The organism is Micromonospora sp. NPDC000316 (genome assembly GCF_042898885.1).
Taxonomy (GTDB): Bacteria; Actinomycetota; Actinomycetes; order Mycobacteriales; family Micromonosporaceae; genus Micromonospora.
Genome location: NZ_JBIAZG010000012.1, coordinates 116,400 through 137,245, shown reverse-complemented (window position 1 = coordinate 137,245; position 20,846 = coordinate 116,400). Strand labels below are relative to the sequence as shown.

At 70.8% G+C, this 20,846-nt stretch carries 15 protein-coding genes; 7 read left to right on the top strand and 8 right to left on the bottom strand.

Annotation, left to right across the window (positions count from 1 at the left end):
• The first annotated feature begins 93 nt into the window (after window positions 1–93).
• Window positions 94–990, top strand: coding sequence for an acetyltransferase (locus ACFY2Q_RS22055; protein ID WP_387133128.1), 897 nt, complete (start codon window positions 94–96; stop codon window positions 988–990).
• Window positions 991–1,008: 18 nt separating this feature from the next.
• Here ACFY2Q_RS22055 and ACFY2Q_RS22050 read toward each other — a convergent pair whose 3' ends face one another.
• Both ACFY2Q_RS22050 and ACFY2Q_RS22045 read right to left on the bottom strand, forming a co-directional pair.
• The gene (locus ACFY2Q_RS22050) at window positions 1,009–1,530 is read right to left on the bottom strand and encodes a DinB family protein (RefSeq protein WP_387133125.1); all 522 of its coding nucleotides are present in this window, start codon (window positions 1,528–1,530) and stop codon (window positions 1,009–1,011) included.
• Window positions 1,531–1,735: 205 nt separating this feature from the next.
• Entirely contained in the window at window positions 1,736–3,616 is a 1,881-nt protein-coding gene (locus ACFY2Q_RS22045; protein ID WP_387133123.1) for a Xaa-Pro dipeptidyl-peptidase, read from the bottom strand.
• A gap of 396 nt (window positions 3,617–4,012) precedes the next feature.
• Here ACFY2Q_RS22045 and ACFY2Q_RS22040 point away from each other — a divergent pair, with 396 nt between their 5' ends.
• Window positions 4,013–7,378: a S8 family peptidase gene (locus ACFY2Q_RS22040; protein ID WP_387133120.1), complete on the top strand. Its 3,366-nt coding sequence runs from the start codon at window positions 4,013–4,015 to the stop codon at window positions 7,376–7,378.
• Between the two features lie 59 nt (window positions 7,379–7,437).
• On the opposite strand, the gene ACFY2Q_RS22035 is transcribed toward ACFY2Q_RS22040, so the two are convergent.
• Complete coding sequence (locus tag ACFY2Q_RS22035; protein WP_387133117.1) at window positions 7,438–7,956, bottom strand: DUF2231 domain-containing protein; 519 nt, start codon at window positions 7,954–7,956, stop codon at window positions 7,438–7,440.
• Window positions 7,957–8,069: 113 nt separating this feature from the next.
• Window positions 8,070–9,119 (bottom strand): SEC-C domain-containing protein, encoded by a 1,050-nt coding sequence (locus ACFY2Q_RS22030; RefSeq protein WP_387133114.1) that lies wholly within the window; start codon window positions 9,117–9,119, stop codon window positions 8,070–8,072.
• A gap of 777 nt (window positions 9,120–9,896) precedes the next feature.
• Here ACFY2Q_RS22030 and ACFY2Q_RS22025 point away from each other — a divergent pair.
• From ACFY2Q_RS22025 to ACFY2Q_RS22005, 5 genes are all read left to right on the top strand, one after another.
• The gene (locus ACFY2Q_RS22025; protein WP_387133111.1) at window positions 9,897–10,904 is read left to right on the top strand and encodes an ABC transporter permease; all 1,008 of its coding nucleotides are present in this window, start codon (window positions 9,897–9,899) and stop codon (window positions 10,902–10,904) included.
• 80 nt (window positions 10,905–10,984) lie between these two features.
• Entirely contained in the window at window positions 10,985–12,724 is a 1,740-nt protein-coding gene (locus ACFY2Q_RS22020) for an ABC transporter substrate-binding protein (protein ID WP_387133109.1), read from the top strand.
• Between the two features lie 125 nt (window positions 12,725–12,849).
• Complete coding sequence (locus ACFY2Q_RS22015) at window positions 12,850–13,827, top strand: ABC transporter permease (RefSeq protein WP_387133107.1); 978 nt, start codon at window positions 12,850–12,852, stop codon at window positions 13,825–13,827.
• Window positions 13,824–14,927: an ABC transporter ATP-binding protein gene (locus ACFY2Q_RS22010; protein WP_387133105.1), complete on the top strand. Its 1,104-nt coding sequence runs from the start codon at window positions 13,824–13,826 to the stop codon at window positions 14,925–14,927. Before ACFY2Q_RS22015 ends, ACFY2Q_RS22010 begins: the two co-directional genes overlap by 4 nt.
• An 11-nt stretch (window positions 14,928–14,938) precedes the next feature.
• Complete coding sequence (locus ACFY2Q_RS22005; RefSeq protein WP_387133102.1) at window positions 14,939–15,979, top strand: ABC transporter ATP-binding protein; 1,041 nt, start codon at window positions 14,939–14,941, stop codon at window positions 15,977–15,979.
• 47 nt (window positions 15,980–16,026) lie between these two features.
• On the opposite strand, the gene ACFY2Q_RS22000 is transcribed toward ACFY2Q_RS22005, so the two are convergent.
• From ACFY2Q_RS22000 to ACFY2Q_RS21985, 4 genes are all read right to left on the bottom strand, one after another.
• Entirely contained in the window at window positions 16,027–16,863 is an 837-nt protein-coding gene (locus ACFY2Q_RS22000) for an aldo/keto reductase (protein ID WP_387133100.1), read from the bottom strand.
• A 96-nt stretch (window positions 16,864–16,959) separates the two neighbouring features.
• The gene (locus ACFY2Q_RS21995; protein ID WP_387133098.1) at window positions 16,960–17,370 is read right to left on the bottom strand and encodes a hypothetical protein; all 411 of its coding nucleotides are present in this window, start codon (window positions 17,368–17,370) and stop codon (window positions 16,960–16,962) included.
• Entirely contained in the window at window positions 17,367–19,820 is a 2,454-nt protein-coding gene (locus ACFY2Q_RS21990; RefSeq protein WP_387133097.1) for an AAA family ATPase, read from the bottom strand. The genes ACFY2Q_RS21995 and ACFY2Q_RS21990 overlap by 4 nt, the downstream gene beginning before the upstream one ends.
• A gap of 203 nt (window positions 19,821–20,023) precedes the next feature.
• Window positions 20,024–20,842 (bottom strand): RNase H family protein, encoded by an 819-nt coding sequence (locus ACFY2Q_RS21985; protein WP_387133094.1) that lies wholly within the window; start codon window positions 20,840–20,842, stop codon window positions 20,024–20,026.
• Between the last annotated feature and the right edge of the window lie 4 nt (window positions 20,843–20,846).

Sequence of the window (20,846 nt, the reverse complement as noted above, 5' to 3'; positions counted from 1 at the left end):
AGGTCAGAACAATGTCCGATGTTCTGCGCCCCCTCCGCGCCCCGGCGTCCACGCGGATCTGACCCGGGGCGCGCGCTTCCCGGAGGACCTGCCATGACCGACCTGGTCATCCGCCCGCTCGTCGCGGGCGAGGAAAATCTGTTCGACTCCATGCCCGATCCGCTGCCCCAACTGCGCAAAATCGCGTACGCCGATGGCATCGCCGGCGGCGGCTACCGGCCCGAGCGCACCTGGGTGGCCCTGCGCGCCGGCCAGGTGGTCGGCCGGGCGGCCTGGCTCCTCCCGCCCGGGGCCGTCGGGGCGCCCTGGCTGGATCGGTTCGACCTGGCCGCCGAGCCGGAGGTGGGTGCCGCGCTGCTACGCGCCGCCCACGAGGCGCTCGGAGGTCCGGGCACGTATTACGCCGCGCTGCCGGCGCACTGGCGGCGTCGGCCCGAGGTGCTGGCCGTGGTCAGCGCCCCGATGGAGGCCGCTCGGCTGGCCGGGCTCGTGGAGCGCGGCGAGCGGTTGCGATGCTCGTGGACGGGCACGCCACTTCCGACGACCTCCGGGCGGTACACGTTCCGTCCGCCCCTCGACAAAGCGGAGATCAACACGCTCGTCGCCCGGGTGGCCGAGCCGGACGTGCTGACCGGCGTCGAGACCGCTCAGGCGGTCGGCGGAGTCGACCTGGCCACGGACCCCCTGGCCTGGCTGGGGGATTCGACCGAGCAGTGGCGGGTCGGGTCGGCCGACGGTGAGCCGGTGGGCCTGGTCAGACCGACCGGCGACGCCTGCTTCCCACTCATCGCCTACCTCGGCCTGCTCGACGACGCCGTCCGGGGTGAGTTGCTTGTCGAGGCGGTTCGCCTGCTGGCCGAGGACGGTGCCCGAGAGGTGACAGCCGACGTGGACGCCCATCGGGTCGCGGTGCTGGCCGAGCTGGAACGGACCGGCTTTCGGCAGGTCCGCTCGCGCGTGACCTTCACACCGGCGACCGAGCAGGAGTAGCCGGACGGGCGGGCGACGCTACCCGCGTGCGTGACGCATGAGGCGGAGCTGGCCGATCTCGGCCGCGTTCTTCATGAGTTCGGCATTCACCCAGGCGAGCATGTGGGCGACGGTGTGCGCCGGGTCGCCCTGCCACGGAAACGGCGCGGTGCCGTCGAGGTCGGCGTCGTCGAGCCGGGCCAAGACCTCCAACCATTCGGTACGGAGGTCCCGCAGCCACGCCACCGCCTTGTCGCCGCCGGGCCAGGCGATCTCGGTGCGCTCCCGTGGCGGACGCCCCTGAACGTGGTCGAGAGCGACAGTCCACCACCAGCCGATGTGCCAGGTGATCCACCCGATCGTGGGGACGGGGACCGGGTCGGGCTCGGCGTCCGCCCAGTCCGGCATCGACCTGCCGTCGTCGGTCGGGCGCACCGTCCAGCAGTGCGCGGCGGGCTCCCAGAGGAAATCGGCCGACTCCAACCGTTCCAGGTGGTACTCGAACAACGACCAGGTCAGGTCGAACTGCCACTGCAGGACGTCACGACGGGATACGGGCACCCGACGACCGTGCCACATACCCACGTTCCCGATCGAGCGGGTTTGGCGAGCCGTGCGGCGCGAGCTGGCGGCAGACGCCGGTGGCGTACCCTCTGGGCCCGCCACGACGTCCGCAGCCTCGATACATACCGAGACCCCCGACGACCACACGCGGGTGGGGCGGCCCGACGAGTCGTCGAACCGCCCCACCCGTTGACAGAGCCGATCAGAAACCGAGTACGCCCCGCCCGCCGACCACCGGCAGTCGCAGCTCGCTGTCGTTCGGCGCGACCCGCAACTCGGTGCCGCCCAGCGGCAGCAGCGTGTACTCCTGGTCGCTGGAGAAGACGACAACGCCGATCCGGTGACCGGCCGGGAAGACGTAGTCCTTCGGCTCCATGGTCCAGCGGTAGTCGTACAGCTTGCCCTGCTTCACCGGCTTGCTGCGCTCGGCGCTCTTGCGGTTCTGCGGGTCCATCCAACCCCGGGTCACCACTGTCGGCGCGGCTGTCGAGCCGACCGGACCGTAGTCGACCAGGTACGCGGTCAGGTTCGCGTCCGGCTTGTTGTCGATCGCCATCCGCAGCCGCATCTCCGGGCGGCCGGAGATGCGCACGCTCTGCGCGAGCGCGGGGGAGCGGTACGCGAGTCGGTTGGCGCTCGCGACGTCCGGGTTGGCGACAAGGGTGTCCGGGTGGATGGTTCGGCCCTCGTCGACGAAACTCTGCTCGACCTTGCCCTTCGGCGGCTTGCCCGTGGTGAGCGCGCCCGGGGCGGTGGCGTCGGTGGCGGCGAACCGCAGCCCGACCTCGCGGGCGGCCGGGTCGGGCCAGTTGGCGTACGTCGTGTAGGCCCGGTCCTCGCGCTGCAACACGGCTGTCGGCTCGTCCATGATCCCGTTGCGCACGTTCCACAGCCAGAAGTCGAACCAGCGGTTCTCGGTCTGCTTGTACGTCCAGGTCCGGCCGTCGGGCAGGGTCACCGAGGCGTTGCTGCCGGGGCCGCCGTGCCCGCCCTGGTGCAGCCAGATCTTGCGCGGCACGTCGCGCTTGGCCAGCTCGTCCCACCAGCCGGCGAAGTGCTCGGTCTTCACGTTCCAGTCGTTGAGGCCGTGCACCACGAAGACGCTCGCCTTGACGTCGCGGGCGTCGAGGTAGTCGCGATCCTCCCAGAACTTCGAGTAGTCGCCGGTGACCCGGTCCTGCTCCTTCGTGATCGCGGCCAGCTCGTCGGCGCAGGGCCCCTCGGCCCGTGCCTGCCCGGCGGTGTACTGGGCCAGGATGTCGAGATCCTCGCCCTGGTACGTGCCGGGGGCGACGACCAGACCGTTGGCCCGGTAGTAGTCGTACCAACTGCTGATCGCCGAGACCGGCACGATCGTCTTCAGGCCCTTGACCCCTGTGGTCGCCACCTGGTTGGGCAGCGTCCCGTTGTAGGAGACACCTGTCATGCCCACCGCGCCGGTGGTCCAGCCTGCGGTGACCGGGGCGCCGCTGGCGTCGTACCCCTTGGCCCGGCCGTTGAGCCAGTCGATGACGGCCTTGGTGCCGAGCGTCTCGGCCTGGTCGCCGCTTGTCGGGCAGCCGTCCGAGTCGCCGGTGCCGACGCTCTGACCGAGCACCACTGCGTACCCGCGCGGGACGTAGTAGTCGTCGAGCGAGCCGGGCAGGTTGGCCTTCGCCTCGGCGCGCTGCACGCCCATGTCGAGCGCCCGACGCCCGGACCGGTCGGTCAGGCCGTTCTGCGGCAGCTCGTCGACGAGCACACTCGGGTACGGCACGTCGCCCCAGGTGCCCTTGCGGTAGGGGCTGTGCTCGAAGATGACAGGCACCTTGAAGCCCTGCGTGGCGGTCTCCCGGGGACGGGAGATGTCGATGGCCACGCGGTCGGGGCGGCCGTCGTGGTCGGTATCCACAGGGGTCTGGACGTACACCCGCTCCTCGATGGCGTCGGCGAGTGAGAACACCGGCTGGGTCATGCCGTCGGCGACCACGATGCCCGTCGGCGCGGCGGCCTTGGGCGGGGCAGCCGATGCCGGTGCCGCGCTGAGGATCAGGGCGCCGGACACGCCGACGCTGAGTAGTGCCAAATAACGGGGTCGACGCATGCGCGTCTCCCTTCGGTTGGGCTGGTTGCCGGATCTCGGCAGGGGCCAATCTCGAAGATCCATTCGTCGACATGCTAGGTCCGGGTCGGCCTTCCGTCGATCCCTGGCCTTCGTCGACGAGTACGCGGCTGGGGAGGATCTGGGCCACCGACATCGCGGGTCGCGGTTGTACAGAGAGTGAACACTTCGACCTCCGACGGCCCGGTTCGGTGCCTCGACGTGGGCGGCAATCGAACCGACATCGAACCGGGTACGGCGGCGACACATCGCCGAAATCTCTGTCGCGCGGGCGAGGAAAAGGTGACGCCCAGGGCCCCGAAGATCACGTGCTCGTGCATATGATCTTGCGGTGAGCCGCCCATAAGGCGTGTTTGTCCACATCAGACAGGGAGCAAGATGCTCAAGAGAACGCGGTGGCTGCTGGCCGTCGCCGTCACGGCAACGGCGCTGACCGCCGTACCGGGCGGCGCCGCCACAGCCGGCCCCAACGGTGCCACCCGGACGGGCGCGCCCGACGCCCCCGCCAACGGAAAATCACACACCGTAACCTTGATCACCGGCGACGTGGTGACCGTACGGACCACCGGATCGGGATGCCCGCAGGCCACGGTGTTACCCGCCGATCCGAATTCGGTGATCCACCAGACCTGCGGCCCGGACGGCCACCTGCACGTCATCCCCGCCCGCGTCGCGTCCCAGGTCGGCCCGGTCCTCGACCCCTCCCTGTTCGACGTCACCGCGCTGATCGCCGACGGGTACGACGACGAAAACACCACGGAACTGCCGCTCATCGTGCAGCCCGCCACCGCGTCTGCCCGGGTTGCCGCCCTCGGTGACGTCCTGCCGCTGCCCAGCATCGGCGCGGTGGCTGGCCACGTACCCAAGAAGAGCCCGACCACCGCCAAGCTGGCCACCAACTCGCTGCTGGCCGGCGCGAAGAAGGTCTGGCTCGACCGCAAGGTCCGCGCCACCGCGCTGACCGGCGGCGGACACGGCGGCGGTAAGCCCGCCGGCCTCGACCGCAACCTGGAGCAGATCGCCGCGCCCGACGCCTGGAAGGCTGGCTACACCGGAAAGGGCGTCCGGGTCGCGGTGCTCGACAGCGGCGCCGACTTCACCCACCCCGACCTGCTCGGCCGGGTCGCCGACCGGGCCGACTTCACCGTCGAGGGCGGCGACGCCGTCGACCACAACGGCCACGGTACGCACGTCGCGTCGACGATCGCCGGCACCGGCGCGGCCTCGGACGGCCAGCGTCGTGGTGTCGCGCCGGAGGCCAAGCTGGTCATCGGCAAGGTCCTCGACGACCACGGCTCCGGCGAGGACTCCGGCATCATCGCCGGCATGGAGTGGGCCGCCGCCCGCGCCGACGTGATCAACATGAGCCTCGGCGGCAGCTACCCGGACGACGGTAGCGACCCGCTGTCGCTCGCCGTCGACGCCCTGAGCAAGCAGACCGGCGCGCTCTTCGTGATCGCCTCCGGCAACAGCGGTGGCGCGATCTCCTCGCCCGGCTCCGCCTCCAGCGCGCTGACCGTCGGCGCCGTCGACAGTGACGACAAGCTCGCCGGCTTCTCCAGCCGTGGGCCACTGGTCACCAGCAACGTGGCCAAGCCGGAACTTGTCGCACCCGGCGTCGACATCGTCGCCGCCCGCGCCGCCGGCACCGACCTACAGGACCCGATCGACAAGTTCTACGAGGGCAGCACCGGCACGTCGATGGCCACCCCGCACGTGGCGGGCGCGGCGGCCCTGCTCGCCCAGCGGCACCCGGACTGGACGGGGGAGCGGCTCAAAGCGGCGCTCGTCGGAGCGGCCGACCCGCTGAGCGGCGTCGACCCGTACGCCGTCGGTGCCGGCCGGCTCAACGCGGCCCGCGCCCTCGGCGGCCCGACAAGCGACCAACCTGTCGTCAACCTCGGCACCTTCGCGTACCCGCAGTCGGGGACCAGCGAGACGAAGCTGACCTGGACCGGCGCGGACTCCCCGGCGACGACCCACCTCGACCTCGACGTGTCGATCGTCAACCACGACGGCCAGCCCGTGCCGCGCGGCGCGGCGTCGCTGTCGACGGCCCGAGTGATGCTCAAGCGCGGCTCCACCGCCGGCGCGACCCTGCGCGTCAACCGTGCGGCGCTGGCAGCACGGCCCGGCTTCTATCTGGCCACCGTCACCGCCCGCACCGCCGGCCACAAGCTGGTCTCGACCACCCCGGTCAGCTTCTTCGTCGAGCAGCCGAGCTATGACCTCACGATCGACACGAAGCCGCTGCCCGGCCTCAAGGACGGCGCGGAGAGTTGGATCAACATCCTGGTCACCAACCTCGCCGATCCCGTCCTCTTCTACGGCGGGCCGAACGGCGTACCCGGTGAGACCTTCACCGTCCGCGTGCCGGCCGGCCGGTACGCGGTCCTCGGCTCGTCAGTCGCCTACTACGTCGACAGCGACGTGACGGAGACGACCCTTGTCGGGGAGTCCGACCTGAACGTGAACGGCCCCCGCAGCCTGACGCTCGACCCGGCGCGGGCCAAGCCGGTGACGGCGACTGTCGACGGGGTCGCCGCCACGCCGACGCGGGTCGACCTCACCATCGAGCAGACCGCGCAGAACGGCCTGGTGTGGTGGAGCCAGGCCAACGGGTACGGGTCCGCGACGAGCGTCCGCACCTCCCCGTTACCGAAGCCCAGCGTCGGATCGCGACGCAGTTGGGCGGCCGTCAACCTGAGCTCGCCCGCCGGCACCGCCAAGCCGTACCGCTACAACCTGGTGCACGAATACCCGGGTGGCATACCTGCCGACCCCGCCTTCCGGGTGGGCGCCGCCGAGCAGGCCCGACTGGCCCGAATCGACGAGCGGTTCCACCAGATGGATTCGCCGGAAATGGTCACCCAGCTGATCCGCACCGGGTTCACCGCCGACGGGCTGGGCGTGACCCAGACCCACGAGGCGGACCTGCCGCCCAACCGCACCGACTACCTCTCGCCGGAGATCGTCTGGGCCGACGAGGGTGTCTACGGTGGGCTGTCGGCGCAGGAGGCGCCCCGTCGCTACCAGCCCGGCAGCCGACAGTCCAAGGTCTGGGCACGCCAGCCGCTGCACTCCGGCTGGTACGACGACCCGGCCGACAACGGGTGGACCTGCGCCACCGCACCGTCACGGACCCGGGGCAACCTGCACATCGACCTGGTGTCGCTTACCGACCAGCACCAACGCGCCGACTGCTTGCAGGGCACCGCGATCGGGGTGAACCGCACGCTGTCGCTCTACCGCAACGGCAAGCTCGTCGAGCAGCGCGACCGGCCACTGGCCGACTTCACGGTCGGGCAGCAGGCCGCCGACTACCGGGTGACCCTCGACGTCGACACGAGCATGATCCTGCCGATCTCCACACGGGTCTCCACGTCCTGGACGTTCCGGTCCGCCGGGCCGGACGGGACCGGAAGCGTGCCGTTGCCGCTGCTCGCCGTGGACTACGCGCTGCCGATGGACACCGCCAACCACGCCACCGGCGGCACCGCCGAGTTCACCGTCCGCCAGGCCCACGGCGTCAAGGCGCAGAAGGTGACGTCGTTGCAGGTGTGGGCCTCGACCGACGACGGCGCCACCTGGAAGTCGGCCCGGGTCACCCGCGCTGGTGACACCTACCGGGCCGAGCTGCCCAAGGCCGCCACCGGAAAGCCCGTCTCGCTACGGGTGAAGGCCGACGGCGACGGCGGTAGCGGCATCGACCAGACCATCATCCGGGCGTACACCGCCGGCTGACGGTCGACGCGGCGGTGCGGCCCGCTCCGGCTGGGCCGCACCGCCGCTCTGGTGGACCTCTACTGGCCCTCCCAGACCGCCTTCGCGCCGGAGTCGCCGGTGCGGATCACGTAGTACACGGCGATGCCGGCGGCCACCAGCGACAACACCTGCAACGCCACGGTCAGCGCCCGGCCGTGCCGCACGCCCACCGTCGTGCCGGCGGCCCCCGCGTCGGTGTTCCCGCCGGCTCGTGGCGCGACGAACCAGACAAGCGCCAGCGCCACGATCGCCAGCCCGATGCTGGCCCAGAGCGTGTTGTCGCCGAACTCCTGATGGGCCTCCAGCTTCGGCAGGAACTCCGGGGTGACCCGGTTGGCCGACCGCATGCGGTCGAAGAACGCGTCACCGGACAGCTTCGCCAGCAACGCGGCCACCGGCGCGCCAACGGCCAGTAACCCCAGCACCCAGCGGGTGTGCGGTCGGATCGGCGGGACGAACGCGTACCCGACCGTGAGAAGAGCCAGCAGCGGCACGAACACGACCGCGGCGTGCAGCACGAGAGGGTGGGCGGGTAGGCCCGCGAACTCCTCGAACATCGGCGACTCCTCTTGGCGCGACGACGGACCTCGATGATCCAGGCCTGGACGGTATCGGTACCCGCCGGACGTGTCACCCGGTGATCAGCTGGCCGGCCCGTCGCGCGGTGCTCTCAACTGCGGGAGCGCGGCAGGCAGTCCTTCTTGTACTTGAGGCCCGAACCGCACCAGCAGGCGTCGTTGCGCTCCGGTGGCCAGGGGATCCGCGCCGCCGGCCGGGCCGCCAGCTCACGCGCGTAGCCGGCCCGGACCTCCCGGTCGGACGGGTCGCCGTCGCGTCGGCCCGCGAAGGCGTCGAGCCCGCTGACCGTCGCGCTGAGCACTGCCAGCCCCACCTGGCCGGCGTCGGCCAGCCGCACCAGCTCCTTCTCCAGCCGGGCCCGGTGTGCGTCCCAGTCCGGCCCGTACACCTCGGTCAGCTCGGCGTGCGTGGAGAGCAGCCGGTCGAACTCGGCCCGGGGCCAGAAGATCAGATCCGGCTCGCCGCCGCCGCGTTCCCCCGCCCGGCGCACGAGCTGCGCCTCCAAGCGGTCGGCCAGGTCGTCGTGCCGGTCGTGCGGCAGGTTGAGATCCCGGCGGACCCGGTGGCGCTGTTGCAGAAGGAAGAACAGGACGCCCGGCGACTCCGGAGGGCCGACCTCCACCGCCGGCTCGACGGCGGTGATGGCCTGCGCCGACGCCCCGGCCGCGGTGGCGCGCTCACCCAGCAGGGTGTCGACCGCCTCGCTCAGCCACCGCTCGGCGATCGCCGACCGACCGGCGGCGTCCAACGCCGCACTGACGTAGGCGGGGGCGTCGGGCTGCACCAGCAGCAACGGGCGTAGCGCGGTCAGCTCCGCCATCGCCTCGTCCTCCCGGCCGCCGGCCTGCAACAGGGCCCGCGCCCGCAGCGCCCGCGCGAAACCGGCCCGAGGATCATCTCCAGAGGGGTACGCCGCCAGAGCCTGCTCCGCGTACCGCAGGGCGGCGTCCGGCCTCGCCCGGATCTCGGCGATCTCGGCGGCCAGGGTCAGCGCGTCACCGGCGTCGTCCGGGTCCTCCAGCCGGCCCTGCTCCACCGCCTCGGCGATGTCGGCGGCGACACCTAGCGGGTTGGCCGTCCCGAGCGCCGAGCGGCGAAGTTCGACCAGGTCGGTCTTGGTAAGTACGTCTTTGATCGACACGATCTCACGGTACGTCGGTGGGCTTGCGGCATGCCGGCATATCACCTGCAACGTCGCCCACACATGGACTCGCCACGCGCTGCGGTCCTGCGTAGGGAAGCCATGTCGGAAATGGCAGGGACAGCATCAGACGTGCCCCTCGACGGGCTTGTCCGGAGCGGTCCTGCTTCGTCCGGGCTGCTGCCGGCCCCGACGACCCTCCACCGTGGATCATCCCGCCCGCTGACGGATGCCCCCTCGTCACACCGGAACGCGGTTTTTCGCGTGCAAATCCGAGGTGCCTATGAGGGCAATTCGAATAGACTAACGTCAGGATAATTGATTTGCACTTCGCGCGGGATTGCGCTGTGGTCGGCTCCCGATATTCGGTCCCCGACTCGTCGCTGCCTAATCGAAGAACATTACGCTCTGGTGATGAGCGGCGTCGATCGAGCCGTCGGCAGGACAGGCGTCATCTCCAGGTGAGCCGCCATGCAGGCACTCTGAGCTGCGGTTACATCGTTCGCTGAGTGCTGCCGACTGGCGCTTACGGAGCATCAGGTTAACCCTGGGTGACGGGTGGGTGTCACTCTGATCGTTGTCTGCCAATGGCGACCGACAGCCTGAATGACCGATTGAATGGTCGTTAAGGAAATGAGTCTGTTACAAAGTCGACTCACAACGAAATCATTAGTCGGACTAACGTTCCGCCGTCAGATCCGCCACCCGGACGCAGAAGCCGTTCGGGTGGCGGTGCCATGAGTCAGCACGATGAGGAGGTCGTCCCGCGTGGAGCCGATGGTCACGGAGCCTCAGGTGCTCCGCGCCGCAGAGCCGGACGACGGACGGGCGCAGCACGTGACGTCGCCGCCGGTCCGGACGGTCAGCAAGTCGCCGACCCGGATCGCCCTGGCCCGGCTACGCCGCGACCGGATCGCGATGATCTGCGCCGCGATCTGCCTGGCCTACGTCCTCATCGCGATCTTCGCGCCGCTGCTCGCCCGGCTGGAGGGGCAGAACCCCACCGACCTGCACCAGAACCTGATCGACGAGTTCGGTTTCCCGACCATCGGGCCCACCGGCGAGCACTGGTTCGGGGTCGAGCCACGGCTGGGCCGCGACCTCTTCGCCCGTTGGGTCTACGGGGCCCGACCGTCGCTCATCGTCGCCGTCGCGGTCACCGCCATCACCACTGTCATCGGCGTGGTGGTCGGCCTGGTCGCCGGCTTCGCCGGCGGCTGGGTCGACCGGGTGCTCTCCTGGCTGATCGACCTGGTGCTCAGCCTGCCGTACCTGCTCTTCGCGATCGCGAGCTCCGCCGTCCTGGTCGCGATCTTCGGCGGTGCCGACGGTGCCGGCGCCGAGGACGTCGCCCAGATCCGCTTCGTCTCACTGATCTGCGTGCTGGCGTTCTTCGGCTGGGCCAGCCTCGCCCGCCTGGTGCGGGGGCAGGTCCTCTCGCTGCGGGAACGCGAGTTTGTCGCCGCGGCCCGGGTGCTCGGCGTACCGACCCGGCAGGTGCTCTTCAAGGAGCTGCTGCCCAACCTTGTCGCGCCGATCGTCGTCTCCGTCTCGCTCGCGCTGCCCGGATACGTGGTCGCCGAGGCCGGGCTGACCGTGCTCGGCGCCGGGCTGATCGAGCCCACCCCGTCCTGGGGGCTGACCATCTCTGCCGCCACCACCTACTACCGGGCCGACCCGCTCTACCTGTGGCTGCCCGTGCTCGGCATCACGATCCTGGTGCTCGCCCTGAGCCTGCTCGGCGACGCCGTACGCGATGCCTTCGACCCCCGGACCCGTCGATGAGGACGCCCTGGGCCGGAGGAGAACCGCGGACCCCGCACGCCCGGGGGTCCGCTGACCGGAAGAAAGACAGGAGTACGTCTGTGAGGCAACTCAAAGTTGGTCTCGCCGCCGCGCTGGCCGCCACCATGGCGGTGGCGGGCTGCGGCAGCCCTTCGTCGAACAACGGCAGCAGCGGCGGGGGTGACGCCAAGGGCATCGAGACCCAGCAGAGCGCGCTCGACCCGACCGCCAAGGGCCCTGCGGCCGAGGTGCCCGGCGCCAAGAAGGGCGGCGTGATCACGATCTACTCCCAGCTGACCCCGAACACGTTCGACCCGACCGACACCTACTACGCCGACACGATGGCTATCGAGAAGCTGATCTTCCGCAGCCCGACCCAGTTTGCGATCCGCAACGGCAAGCCGGTCCTGGTGCCCGACCTGACCGACCTGGGCACCGTCTCGTCGGACAAGCTGACCTGGACGTTCAAGATGCAGTCCGGCATCAAGTACGCCGACGGCAGCGAGGTCAAGGTCGAGGACCTGGCGTACGCGATCAAGCGTTCGTTCGCCCACGACGTCTTCGCCAACGGTCCGACCTACCAGCTGACCACCTTCAAGGACGGCGACAAGTACAAGGGCCCCTACGTCAGCGGCGACTCCTTCTCCGGCGTCGAGACCCCGGACGCGAGCACGCTCGTCATCCACCTCGCCCAGCCGTACCCGGACCTGCCCTTCTACCTGACCTTCCCGGCGTTCACACCGATCCCGAAGGCCAAGGACACGAAGGAGAACTACAAGAACAACCCGCTCGCCACCGGGCCGTACCAGTTCGACACCTACACGCCGGGCGCCGAGCTGAAGCTCAAGAAGAACCCGAACTGGGACCCGAGCACCGACGCGGTGCGGCACCAGTACCCGGACGGCTTCGACTTCAAGTGGGGCGGTGAGGACCCGAAGACCCAGCAGCAGGTGCTCAACAGCGCCGGCGAGGACGCCAACGCGCTCAACTACGGCCCCGCCGACGCCTCGCTGATCCCGCAGCTGAACGGGGACAAGAAGGCCCAGCTGATCCAGGGCGAGCAGCCCTGCACCTACTCGGTGCAGATGGACACCCGCAAGATCCCGCTGGAGGTGCGTAAGGCGATCGCCAAGGCGTACCCGTACGACCAGATCTACAAGGCCGGCGGCCTGAACAGCTTCAACTCCGAGCCGGCAAGCACCGTCATGCCGCCGAGCGTGCCGGGCTACACCAAGTACGACCCGCTGCCCGACCTCTCCGGCAAGGGCGCGGGCGACCCGGCCGGCGCGAAGGCGATGCTGGAGACGGCCGGCAAGGTCGGCTTCGAGCTCAGCTGGTACTACGACAACACCAAGCCGGTCCCGCAGCAGACCAACCAGATCCGCGTCGACGCCCTCAAGGCGGCGGGCTTCACCGTCAAGCCGATCGGTGTCACCACCGCCGAGCTGCGTGCCAAGATCGCTGACTACGACGCCCCGGTCAACATGGGTCAGGCCCCGCAGGGCTGGTGCTCCGACTGGCCGAGCGGCGGCAGCTGGTTCCCGGTGCTGTTCCAGACGCACAGCATCAGCGACGGCCTCAGCTGGGGCATGCTCAGCGACAAGGCGTTGGACGCCAAGATCGACGAGATCGCCAAGCTCCCGGCCGAGCAGGCCGTCGCCAAGTGGGGCGAGCTGGACAAGGAGATCATGGGCAAGTACGTGGCCCTGCCGCGCTACTACGGCAAGCTCGCCTTCGTGGTGGGCACCCACATCGGTGGCGCCGAGGGCGACGCCTCCGCAGGTGAGCCGTTCTACGTGAACATGTTCCTGAAGAACTGACCTGCCCCACCCCCCATCGTGGACGCCGGCCGGCCCTCCGGCAATTGCCGGCCGGCGTCCACCCCCCTTCTCCGTTCCGGCTGTGGGCCCTGCGCCCCGGCCCGCTGCCACCAGGAGCCTCGGCGGTGCTCTTCTACATCCTGCGACGGGTCGCCAGCGCGATATCCGTCGTCATCGTGACGCTTGTCGCCAGCTTCGGCCTGTTCTTCGTCGCCCCCACCGACCCGGCCGGGACGATCTGCGGGCAGCGCTGCACCCCCGAGCGCTACGCCGACATCAGCGCCAGCCTCAACCTCGACGAACCCGTCGCGCAGCAGGTCGGCGAGTATCTCAAGGGGATCGTGGCCGGTCGGACGTACCACTCGGGTGGGCTCACGATCGACTGCGCCGCCCCCTGCCTCGGCTACTCGTACACCCTCGGGCAGCCCGTCACGAAGCTGATCGGGCAGGCCCTGCCGATCACCGTCTCGATCGTCCTCGGTGGGGCGGTGGTCTACCTGGCGGCCGGCATCCTCGCCGGAGTGGTGGCGGCCCGAAGACGCGGCACCTACCTGGACCGGATCATGGTCGGCGCGTCGCTCGGCATCAACGCCGTGCCGTACTTCGTGGTGGCGCTGCTCGTCGCCCTCTACGCGACGTTCCTGCCGCACGCCGGCTACCACCCCCTGCTGGAGAACCCGCTCACCTGGGCGACCGGGCTGCTTGCCGCCTGGCTGACGCTCGGCCTGACAAACGCCGCCTCGTACACCCGCTACGCCCGCGCGTCGATGATCGAGACGCTCGGTGAGGACTACATCCGCACTGCCCGCGCCAAGGGCATCAGCGAGCGGCGCGTCGTGTACCGCCACGGCCTGCGCGCGGCGATCACCCCGGTCGCCACCATCTTCGGCCTCGACCTGGCGTTCCAGTTGACCGGTGCGATCTTCACCGAGGCGATGTTCGGGTTGCCCGGCCTCGGCGTGCTCACCCTGCGCGCCTTCAACCAGTACGACCTGCCGGTGCTCATGGGCGGCGTGCTGATCGGCTCGGTGGTGCTGGTCGGGATGAACCTGCTCGTCGACGTCCTCTACACGATTCTCGACCCGCGAGTGAGGCTGGGATGACCGAACCGCAGCTCCTGACCACCCCGGGCCGAGGCCCCGAGACGGTCGCCCGCACCCGCCGGGTCGCCGGTGACCGTGCCGCCGAACCGTCCTACCTGGAGGTCACGGACCTCACCGTCACCTTTCCGACCGCCGACGGGCTCGTGCGGGCGGTCCAGGGCCTCAGCTACTCGCTCCCGCTGGGGCGCACCCTCGCCGTGGTCGGTGAATCCGGCTCCGGCAAGAGCGTGTCCAGCATGGCCATCATGGGTCTGCACGACCCGCGCAGCACCAGGATGACCGGGTCGATAACGGTCGGCGGCGAGGAGATCGTCGGCATGCCGCCCGCCGAACTGCGCAAACGGCGGGGCGCGAACGCCGCGATGATCTTCCAGGACCCGCAGTCGTCGCTGCACCCGTACTTCACTATCGGCGACCAGATCATCGAGGCGTACCGGGCGCACCACCGGGTGTCCAAGCGGGCGGCCCGGGACCGGGCCGTCGACATGCTCGGCCGGGTCGGCATTCCCAACCCCCGCCGCCGCCTGGACGACTACCCACACCAGTTCTCCGGTGGCATGCGGCAACGCGCCATGATCGCGATGGCCCTGGTCAACGACCCCAAGTTGCTCATCGCCGACGAACCCACCACCGCGCTGGACGTCACGGTGCAGGCCCAGATCCTCGACCTGATCCAGGAATTGCAGCAGGACTTCGGCTCGGCGGTCCTCTTCATCACCCACGACCTCGGTGTCGTCGCCGAGATCGCCGACGACGTGCTCGTCATGTACGGCGGACGCGGCGTCGAGTACGGCCCGGCCGAGTCGATCCTCGGCCGGCCACTGCACCCGTACACCTGGGGTCTGTTGGAGAGCATCCCGGCGGTCTCCGGCGAACCGACCCGGCTGCACCCCATCCCCGGCACGCCGCCCAGCCTGCTCGCGCTGCCCAGCGGGTGCTCGTTCCACCCACGCTGCGAGTTCGCCGGCCGGGTGCCGGGTTGCGCCGTCGACCTCCCCGACCTCGTCTCCCGCACGGCTGACACCACCCGGACCTCCCGCTGCCACCTGCCCGACCCGGCCGGGACCTTCGAGACCGACATCCTGCCCCGGCTGCCCTGAAGGAGCACGTGATGACCACTGCCACCACCGACACCGCGACCCGCCCGGCGCCCGAGGGCCTGGGCACGCCGTTGCTGGAGTTGCGGGACCTCGAGATGCACTTCACCGCCCGGGGCAGTGGATGGTTCGGGCGCGACGACCACCGGATCCGCGCCGTCGACGGTGTGTCGCTGCAACTGCACGCCGGCGAAACCCTCGGCCTGGTCGGCGAATCAGGATGCGGCAAGACCACCACCGGACGCCTCATCACCCGGCTGCTGGAACCGACCGGCGGGAAGGTCCTCTACCAGGGCAACGACATCACGCACCTGAAGGAGAAGGACCTGCGGCCGTACCGGCGGGAGCTGCAACTGATCTTCCAGGACCCGTACTCGTCGCTCAACCCGCGGCACACCGTGGGCACCATCATCGGCACGCCCCTGCGGGTGCACAACCTCGTGCCCAAGGGCAAGGAACTCGACCGGGTACGCGAGTTGCTGGAGGTGGTCGGCCTCAACCCGGAGCACTACAACCGCTACCCGCACGAGTTCTCCGGCGGCCAACGACAGCGCATCGGCATCGCCCGGGCACTCGCCGTACAGCCCAAGGTGATCGTCGCCGACGAGCCGGTGAGCGCCCTCGACGTGTCGATCCAGGCCCAGGTGATGAACCTCCTCGAAGACCTGCGCACAGAGTTCGGCATCGCGTTCGTATTCATCGCACACGACCTCGGCGTGGTACGCCACTTCTGCGACCGGGTGGCGGTCATGTACCTCGGTCGGGTGGCCGAGATCGGCGACCGTGACGCGCTCTACAGCACGCCACAGCACCCGTACACCCAGGCGCTGCTCTCCGCCGTGCCCGACCTGGCAGTGGTGCGCGGCGCGACGCCGAAGGCGCGGATCCGGCTGGCCGGCGACGTACCCGGACCGATGGACCCGCCCACCGGGTGCCGGTTCCGCAGCCGCTGCTGGAAGGCCGAGGACGTCTGCGCCACCACCACCCCGCCGCTGTCGCCGGTGGGCGACGGTCACGCGGCGGCCTGCCACTTCGCCGGATCACTGCAGGCCTGACCGGCAGGCGCGGAGGCGGGCCGGCCACCGCGCCGCCGGGAGGCCGTTCAGAACTCCTCGTACACCGCCGGGTCCTGATCCGCGAGCCGCCCGTCCGGGCGGCCCAACGCGGTGATGGCCTCGACCTGCGCGTCGGTGAGCTTGATGTCGAAGACGTCCAGGTTCTCGACCTGTCGCTGCGGCGAGGCGGCCTTGGGCAGCGGAATCACCTGGCGGGCCACATGCCAGGCGAGGATCGCCTGCGCCGGGCTGACGCCGTGCGCCGACGCGATGTCCACGATCGTCGGGTGCCGCAGCAGGTCGTTGCCCCGGCCCAACGGGCTCCACGCCTGCACGAGAATCCCCCGCGCCCGGTGGTAGTCGATCGCCTCCTGCTGCGGGAAGTACAGATGCACCTCGATCTGGTTGACCAGCGGGGCGACGCCCGTCTCGGCGATCAGCCGGTCGATGTGCTCGGGCAGGAAGTTGGACAGGCCGATGTGCCGCACCAGACCGCGCTCGCGGGCCTCGATCAGCGCCCGCCACGCCTGCACGTACAGGTCAGTATTGGGGTTGGGCCAGTGGATGAGGTACAGGTCGATCCGGTCGAGGCCGGTGCGGAACACACTCTCCTCGATCGTGGTCAGCGCCTCGTCGAAACGGTGGTGCCGCCCCGGCAGCTTCGACGTGACCACCAACTCGTCCCGCACGTCACCCGCCGACCGGGCAGCCCGGCCCACCGCGCCCTCGTTCTCGTAGTTCACCGCCGAGTCGATCAACCGGTAGCCGGTCCGGATCGCCTGACCGATCGCGTCGACACCAGCCGACCCGTTCAACTGGTACGTGCCGAGCCCGATCGCCGGCAAGCTCGTGCCGTCACCGGCCGTGAGGTGGGGAATCGCCATGGTTGGTCCGCCTTTCATCACCCGTGCCTGGACCCTACCGGCACGAGTTGCCCCGCCCTTCCGGGGTCAGTTGCTAGGGCGATCCCTCGGACCACGTCATCTGTCCGGGCCGCTGCTGGCGCTCGGCTGGAGTTGCGCGAGCAGGGTGCTCACCTCGGCGTGCAGCCGGCGCAGCTCCGCCGCTGTGGGTGCCATCTCGTAGCAGTGGTGGTGCGTGGCGGCGGACAGCGTTGCCCAGGCGAGCGCCACCCGGCGGGCGGTCTCGCTGCCCGGCCCGAGCCGGCCACGCAGCATCAATTGCTTCGCGCGGCCCTGCCGGCATGCCGCCACGGCCGGCTTCACCCGCTGCCAGTAGCCGTCGATGCCGCCTTCGAGGGCGAGCCGGATCAGGCAGGCGCACGCCCGCGGCCACCACCCGGCGCCCACGGCCGTTGCACCGAACAGCCCGGACCCGCGCAGCAACTGGTCGGCCGCCGCCAGGCAGCGCTGCGGCGTCGGCGGGGTCACGACAGCGCCGCCGTGAGGAGACGGGCGTCCGCGACAAGTCCGGACAGGTCCGCCAGGTCCGCCCCGTGCACGCCCTCCCGACACACCTGGTACGCGTTCACGACCCGCCGTCCGTGCCGTCGGCCGAGCCAGCCGAGCACGTCTCCACCCTTGTCCGCGTCGTCGAAGACCGCCAGGGCGACGGTCGTGGTGACCCGTCGGGACGCGTCCTCGATCGCGTTCTCGATGTCGACGTGCGGGACGCCCCGCGCCACCCTGTTCCGCCAGACCGCCCGGTGGCAGGCCGCCTCCACTGCGGAGCGGCACAGCTCCGCGACCACAGGTCCGCGTACCTCTGCGGTGATCTCCTCGTTGCGCGCCAGCGCGTACGCGTCGTCCAGGTAGCGGGTGACCGGGTCGGAGCCGGGCCGCAACGTCACCACCGACCGCTCCGCGCGGGTCACCTCGATGATCCGCGCCCTGCCTAGGTCGAGCCGGCCGACCGCGTCCGGCAGTCGCGTGTCGTGCGTGAAGACCACCACCTGCCGCTGCTCGGCCAGCTCGGCGAGCACCCGTGCCAGACCGTCCACCTTCGACGGATCCATGCTCTGCACCGGGTCGTCGACCACGATGAACCGGAACGGGCTCTCCGGGGCGCAACTGCGCGGCAGGAACGTCGCCAACCCGAGCGCCTGCATCTCACCCTGGCTCATCACCCCCAGCGCGGTGCCGTTGTCGGCGCCATCCACGCTTACCGGGAAGGCCACGCGGCGCCGGGTGTTCGCGCCTTCGAGCGTCATCGCACCCAGCTCGACGTTGCTCTCCTGCCGCAGTTGCGCCCAGATCTGCTGAGAGTGCCCGGCGAACGGCGCGACCCGCTCGGTGCGGATCTTCGCACCGGTCTCCGTCAGCCACGTCCGCGCGGCCCTCAACCGGGACAGGGTCGCCTCCCGCGCGGGCATCCCGCCGGCAACGCCCACCCACGCGCGCAGGTCGACCGCCGCCGTCCGCCAGCCGGTGTCGCGCTGCCGCAGAAAATCCTCCGCGTCCGCGCGGGCCGCGTCGGCCGCCGCCACCACCGCCGGGTAGAGCGCGGCAAGGTGGTCGGCCAGCGCGGCCGGCTCCCCGGGTACGCGCCACAGCGCGGCCACGGCGTCGCGCAGCGCCTCGCCCGACGGCTCCGCCCACGGGCCGTCGGGCACCACGAGGTCGTCGATCAGGTGGTGCGTCTGCCGCAGCAGAGCAGTGAGCCGGGAGGTGGCCGCCTGGGCGGCGACACTGCGCTGCCGCAGGTCGGTGAGCGACTGCGCGGCGGCAGCACGCCACCCACCGTCGATGGTGCCGTTGGCGCAGACCGGGCACGGCCCGTCGCCCTGATCGTCGTGGTGTTCGAGGGCGAGGCGGAGCAGTTCTGCACTGCGCAGCGCGGCCCGGGAACGCCCGCCGTCGTACCGCTGGGCCTCGGCCTCCGTGTCCCGGAGCTGACAGGCCAGGCGGGTCACCTCGTCGACCGGCGGTGGGGCGAAAGCGACGAGCTCCCGGCAGAACAGGACCGTCTCAGTGACGGTTGCCTCGTCCGGCTCGTCGAGGATCGTCGACACCGCGGCGAGGTCGACCGTGCTCCGGCCGCGCAACAGAGCGGCGGTCCGCCGAGCCCGGTCGTCGTCGATCCCTTCGAGCGCCTGGACCAGGGCGGCGCGCTGTGCGCGTACCTCCTTGATGGCGTTGTCGTGCGGCTGGGCGGCGCGCAGCAGACGCCGGTCGGCGTCGGTGAGCGCGTCCAGGCCGAGGATCGCGAAGAGCGCGTCGAAGAGTTGGCTCTGCGTGCCGGCGGCGAGCTTGCCCAGCTCGGCGGCGGTGAGGAAAGGCCGGTACAGCTCCAGCGGGCGGGCCAGACCCAACTCGGAGAGGCCGCCGTGCCGACCCTGGGCGCTGGTGACTGTCACCTCGGCGTCGGCTAGTTCGGCCCCGACCGGCCAGGCCCTGTGCACCCGGGTCGACGTGGCCACACCGTCGACACGCAGCTCCACACCGACCCAACACGGGTCCGGGTTGTGCAGGTTGCGCCACCCCGTACGCCAGACGCTTGTCTTGTCGGCCCACCGCGCGCTGTCACCGGTGAGGGCGAGCTCGACGGCCTCGGCGAAGCTGGACTTGCCGGAGCCGTTACGACCGACGACCAGTGTGAGGCCCGGGCCAGGGTCGATCTGGAGGGTCCTCTCGGGGCCGACGCCACGGAACCCGGCGACGGTCACCGACTTCAACCAGATGCGTTCCGCCGGACCGTCGCCGGTGGGGGAGCGGGGGTCGAGCCGGGTGGGCGTGCCGGCGAGTGCGGCGGACAGCTCGTCGTCGCTGGTCAGCGCGGCGAGGACCAGCTCGGCGGTCTCGGACGGTAGGTCGTCAGCGGCGGCGAGCCGGTCGAAGATCAGCTCGATCAGCGGCGCCTTGGATTGCGCAGGCTGGATCATGGTCGTCTCCAGGCGTGTGGTGTCCGCGGGCCGACGACTCGTCGGCCCGCCCGAGGCGAGCGGTGTGGAAAGGCCCCGTCGCCCGGTTGGGGCGAGCAGTGGAGTCGGAAGGCTGGTGGCCGTCGGACGCTGTGGAGCTGATGCCGCAAACGAATCAGGGCTGAACGTCGGCCCGCCTTCGCTCCGTGCACCCGGGCGAGCGGTCAGAGCATGGCGTTCGCGTGCCAGTCGCGCAGGAACGCGTCGACCAGGGCGTGCGCCCGAGGACGCAGGTCGAAGGACTCCTCCCGCCGGCGACGCGCCATGTGCGAGAGGCCGTCGGCGGCCTCGTTGAGGGCGTGGCCGCTGTGCCCCTTGACGTGCGCGAACGTCAGGTCGGGGCGGCGGGCCACCTGCTCGGCGAGCCGGACCAGGGTCGGTTTTTCCGACCAGCGGCGCTCCCGCAGGCTGTAGCCGGCCGGCATCGCGTGAGTCTCGCCGGCCTGCCAGCGATGCAGGTAGCGCAGGGCGGCGAGGCAGTCCAGCAGCACCGTCATGCCCACCGGCGCCTCGTCGTACCCGGTCAGCAGGTAGTCGACCGCGCGCAGCTCGTTGATCAGCACCCGGGAGACGCCTGTCGGGTCGAGCCGGCCGGTGCCCCGGCCGAGCAGGCCGTAGTGGCCATCGCTGACGACGTACCCGATGCCGCCGACGCGGCCCTTCCAGCTGGCGTCGGTCGCGGCGACAAGCGGCGCGGACGTCGTCGCCCAGCGGACCACCCGGCCGCGGCCGCGCTGCTGGTCGTCGCCGGACCGGCGGTGGATGTCGTGGTCGGCGGCCAGCCGCTCGGCCGTGTCGAGCAGGTCGCCGGCGGAGGTCAGCTCGTCGTAGTCGGCGGCGGTGAGGGCCAGGCGAACGGCGTCGCCGATGCGCTGGCAGTCGTCGCAGATGGTGGGACGGACGAAGGCGCGCAGGGTGAGGGCGCGGTCGTGCAGCGCAGGGGGGAGCAGTGCCAGGGCGCGGAGGAACTCATCGGGACGCACGACG

What these genes read in the sequence shown, in the direction of transcription:
- ACFY2Q_RS22055 (WP_387133128.1), top strand. Translation starts at nt 94, where the DNA reads ATGACCGACCTGGTCATCCGCCCGCTCGTCGCGGGCGAGGAAAATCTG.
- ACFY2Q_RS22045 (WP_387133123.1), bottom strand. Translation starts at nt 3,616, where the DNA reads ATGCGTCGACCCCGTTATTTGGCACTACTCAGCGTCGGCGTGTCCGGC.
- ACFY2Q_RS22040 (WP_387133120.1), top strand. Translation starts at nt 4,013, where the DNA reads ATGCTCAAGAGAACGCGGTGGCTGCTGGCCGTCGCCGTCACGGCAACG.
- ACFY2Q_RS22035 (WP_387133117.1), bottom strand. Translation starts at nt 7,956, where the DNA reads ATGTTCGAGGAGTTCGCGGGCCTACCCGCCCACCCTCTCGTGCTGCAC.
- ACFY2Q_RS22025 (WP_387133111.1), top strand. Translation starts at nt 9,897, where the DNA reads ATGGTCACGGAGCCTCAGGTGCTCCGCGCCGCAGAGCCGGACGACGGA.
- ACFY2Q_RS22010 (WP_387133105.1), top strand. Translation starts at nt 13,824, where the DNA reads ATGACCGAACCGCAGCTCCTGACCACCCCGGGCCGAGGCCCCGAGACG.
- ACFY2Q_RS22005 (WP_387133102.1), top strand. Translation starts at nt 14,939, where the DNA reads ATGACCACTGCCACCACCGACACCGCGACCCGCCCGGCGCCCGAGGGC.
- ACFY2Q_RS22000 (WP_387133100.1), bottom strand. Translation starts at nt 16,863, where the DNA reads ATGGCGATTCCCCACCTCACGGCCGGTGACGGCACGAGCTTGCCGGCG.
- ACFY2Q_RS21990 (WP_387133097.1), bottom strand. Translation starts at nt 19,820, where the DNA reads ATGATCCAGCCTGCGCAATCCAAGGCGCCGCTGATCGAGCTGATCTTC.